The organism is Streptomyces flavofungini (assembly GCF_041028215.1).
GTDB classification, from domain to species: domain Bacteria; phylum Actinomycetota; class Actinomycetes; order Streptomycetales; family Streptomycetaceae; genus Streptomyces; species Streptomyces flavofungini_B.
This window is the reverse complement of record NZ_JASKYR010000801.1, coordinates 1-3,145: the sequence shown is the minus strand read 5'-3', so window position 1 is coordinate 3,145 and position 3,145 is coordinate 1. Positions and strand designations below refer to the sequence as shown.

Below are 3,145 nucleotides of genomic sequence, written 5' to 3'. Positions count from 1 at the left end.
TCGGGTCGGTCACACCGGGAACCTAGCGGACGGTTTCGAGCACCTCCGCCGCCCCGAGGATCTCGGCGATGTCGCTGAGGGCGTCCCCGGCCTCCAGGCCGAGCAGGTCCTTCTCCGGCACCCCGAGGTCGGCGAGGATCTCCGTGTCGCCGAGCGGGCCCGCGGGCGCCGCTTCACCGGTGTCGGCCGGTCCCTCGTCCTCGTCGTCGTCGGCGGTGCCCTCCGGCTCGCCGTCCTCCGTGCCGTCCAGGTCGAGGGCGTCCAGGTCGTCGGACGCGTCCGGATCGCGCCCGAGCATCTCGTCGGTGAGCAGGATCTCCCCGTACGAGCTGCGGGCGGCGGCTGCCGCGTCCGAGACGTAGATCCGGGGGTCCTCCTCACCGTCCACCCGGACGACGCCGAACCACGCGTCTTCCTGTTCGATGAAGACGAGCACTGTGTCGTCGTCGTGGTCGGCCGTGGCTTCACGGGCCAGATCGGCCAGATCCGCCAGGGTCTCCACATCGTCGAGCTCCGTGTCGCTCGCTTCCCACCCGTCTTCGGTGCGCGCGAGCAGTGCGGCGAAGTACACCGTGACTCTCCCACTGGTCATAAGCGGTGCCGGTTGGCGGTTAGGGGTCCCCCCGGCGAGGTCGGGGAGCGAGGCAGTTGTGCCGAGCCCCGCCCATTCGGAATCGTGGCAGAAACAGCGCCGTCAGGAGAGGTCTTCCGCCCGCTGTGTCCGCGTCGGGTTTTTTCCCGGCCCTCCGCACACCCCGTCCCGGGGCGGGGTGGTCACCAGCGGAATGTGCGCATGCGCATCTGCTGACGCATGCGTGCGGCCCGGGCGCGGCGCGGCTTCACGCGCTCGCGGAGCTCGATGGCCTCGTTGCGTTCACGGAGGAACTGGGCACGGCGCCTGCGCCGCTCGGCGTCGGTCTCGTCGTCCGGTTTGCGTTCCGCCATGGCCCACACCACCTCCGGTCGTACGTCCCCACCTTCCCCCGGTCGGCGGTATTGATGCCAGCGCGGGGCGGGGTCCGGGCCCGGTTACTGTTGATGTCATGCGGATCCACGTCGTCGACCACCCGCTGGTGGCGCACAAACTCACCACGCTGCGCGACAAGCGCACCGACTCCCCGACCTTCCGGCGCCTCGCCGACGAGCTGGTCACCCTGCTCGCGTACGAGGCCACCCGGGACGTGCGCACCGAGCAGGTCGACATCGAGACCCCGGTGACCGGGACGACGGGCGTGAAGCTCTCGTATCCGCGCCCGCTGGTGGTGCCGATCCTGCGCGCCGGTCTCGGCATGCTCGACGGCATGGTCCGGCTCCTGCCGACCGCCGAGGTCGGTTTCCTCGGCATGATCCGCAACGAGGAGACCCTGGAGGCCTCCACCTACGCGACGCGCATGCCGGAGGACCTCTCCGGACGCCAGGTGTACGTGCTCGACCCGATGCTCGCCACGGGCGGCACGCTGGTCGCGGCGATCCAGGAGCTGATCAAGCGCGGGGCCGACGATGTGACCGCCGTGGTGCTGCTCGCCGCCCCCGAGGGTGTCGAGGTCATGGAGCGCGAGCTCGCGGGCACGCCGGTGACGGTCGTGACGGCCTCGGTCGACGAGCGGCTCAACGAACAGGGGTACATCGTGCCGGGCCTCGGCGACGCCGGTGACCGCATGTACGGCACGGCGGAGTAGCGGGAGCGGCGGGAGCGGCGGCAGCGCTCACCGGCCGCCGCCGGTCAGCACTTCCCGCCTGACGGCTCGGACGCCGGCTCGGGCTTGGCGAGTTTCGTCAGGGCCTTGTCGGCGTCCTCTTTTTTGGCGAGATCCTGGAACCCGGTGCCGATGATCAGATCGACCTCGCCGCCCTTGCGGCCGTCGGTCTTCCGCTCGGCGCCCGCGAGCTGCGTGCCGAGCACGGGGAGCGCGGTGTCCGCCGCGGCGGTGGCGCCGAGCAGTATGCCGGTGCCCTTGACCTTCTTGTCGTAGGCCTTCGTCGCGTTGCCGACCTCGCCGATCGCGAAGCCGCGCTTCTTCAGCTCGTCGGCGGTCTTCTTGGCGAGGCCCGCGCGGGGCGTGGCGTTGAGGACGTTGACCTTGATCTGGCCGGGCTTCGGCAGCGGCTTCGCCTTCTGCGTCCGGGCCGCCGTGTCCTTCGCGCGGTCGCAGTCGGGGCCGCCGCCCGCGGCCGACGCCTTGGCGCCGCCGGAGAAGACGTGGATGAGCTGCAGAGTGCCCCAGCTGATCAGGGCCAGTGCGGCGGCGGATGCGACGACCGCGAGCACGATCCTGCGGCGCCCGCCGGTGCGGCGCATTCGAGGAAACTTGTCCCCCGTGATGCGGTATTCGCCGCCCATGCCGGGGGGTGTGAGCATGCTCATGGGCGCAGCGTAGTGCCGGGTGGCGACGATGCCTACTAAACGATCATCCACCCGGGTCCAGGGCAACCCAAAAGGGCCAATGTGGGTCGGCGTGGGGGTGACGGCGGCACCGTGACGGGTGGGGCGGCCGGGCGGTGGCSGCCGCCGGGCGTCCCGGCGCGGCGGCGGGTCAGCCCAGTTCGAGCACGCGCGCGTGGAGGACCTGGCGCTGCTGGAGCGCGGCGCGGACCGCGCGGTGCAGTCCGTCCTCCAGATACAGGTCGCCCTGCCACTTCACGACGTGCGCGAAGAGGTCGCCGTAGAACGTGGAGTCCTCGGCGAGCAGCGTTTCGAGGTCGAGCTGCCCCTTGGTCGTCACGAGCTGATCGAGGCGGACCGGGCGCGGCGCGACATCCGCCCACTGCCGGGTGCTTTCCCGGCCGTGGTCGGGGTACGGCCGGCCGTTTCCGATGCGCTTGAAGATCACACGGAAAGCCTACCGGGCAAGGCTCACCGGGCGCAGCCATGGTGACCGAGTGCGACTCCTGGAAATGCCACCGTAAACGGGGGCAAACCGGTAAGTCTCCAGCCGGTCGCCGTGGCCGAAGTGCGCGAGAGCCCGCCGCCGCCGTCCACACCGGGGCGCTGGAATCGCCCGAACGTGTCGCTGCCGGGGCGTTGCGGTGACGGCGGCGTGCGGGCTGTCGTCAGCGGTTCTCGGTGGACTGCCGCTCGCGCGTCTCGCGCTGCGGCCGGTCCTCGGGGTCGGGGGTCTCGGGCCGGGCCGGGGCGGCCTCGGGG

5 protein-coding genes are annotated in these 3,145 nt (G+C 71.5%); 1 reads left to right on the top strand and 4 read right to left on the bottom strand.

Features of this window, described 5'->3' with window-relative positions; genetic code table 11:
* Positions 1-22: 22 nt before the first annotated feature.
* Together AB8Z36_RS34685 and AB8Z36_RS34680 are read right to left on the bottom strand one after the other, a co-directional pair.
* On the bottom strand, positions 23-571 hold the full coding sequence (locus AB8Z36_RS34685; RefSeq protein ID WP_369217360.1) for a tRNA adenosine deaminase-associated protein: 549 nt from the start codon (positions 569-571) through the stop codon (positions 23-25).
* A 203-nt stretch (positions 572-774) separates the two neighbouring features.
* On the bottom strand, positions 775-957 hold the full coding sequence (locus tag AB8Z36_RS34680) for a hypothetical protein (protein ID WP_440582078.1): 183 nt from the start codon (positions 955-957) through the stop codon (positions 775-777).
* An 86-nt stretch (positions 958-1,043) separates the two neighbouring features.
* On the opposite strand from AB8Z36_RS34680, the gene upp reads away from it, so the two are divergent.
* Complete coding sequence (gene upp / locus AB8Z36_RS34675) at positions 1,044-1,679, top strand: uracil phosphoribosyltransferase (protein ID WP_098243516.1); 636 nt, start codon at positions 1,044-1,046, stop codon at positions 1,677-1,679.
* A gap of 44 nt (positions 1,680-1,723) precedes the next feature.
* Here upp and AB8Z36_RS34670 read toward each other — a convergent pair whose 3' ends face one another.
* Together AB8Z36_RS34670 and AB8Z36_RS34665 are read right to left on the bottom strand one after the other, a co-directional pair.
* The gene (locus AB8Z36_RS34670) at positions 1,724-2,365 is read right to left on the bottom strand and encodes a LytR C-terminal domain-containing protein (protein WP_369217358.1); all 642 of its coding nucleotides are present in this window, start codon (positions 2,363-2,365) and stop codon (positions 1,724-1,726) included.
* Between the two features lie 169 nt (positions 2,366-2,534).
* Positions 2,535-2,831 (bottom strand): type II toxin-antitoxin system VapB family antitoxin, encoded by a 297-nt coding sequence (locus AB8Z36_RS34665; protein ID WP_003955420.1) that lies wholly within the window; start codon positions 2,829-2,831, stop codon positions 2,535-2,537.
* Positions 2,832-3,145 lie beyond the last annotated feature (314 nt).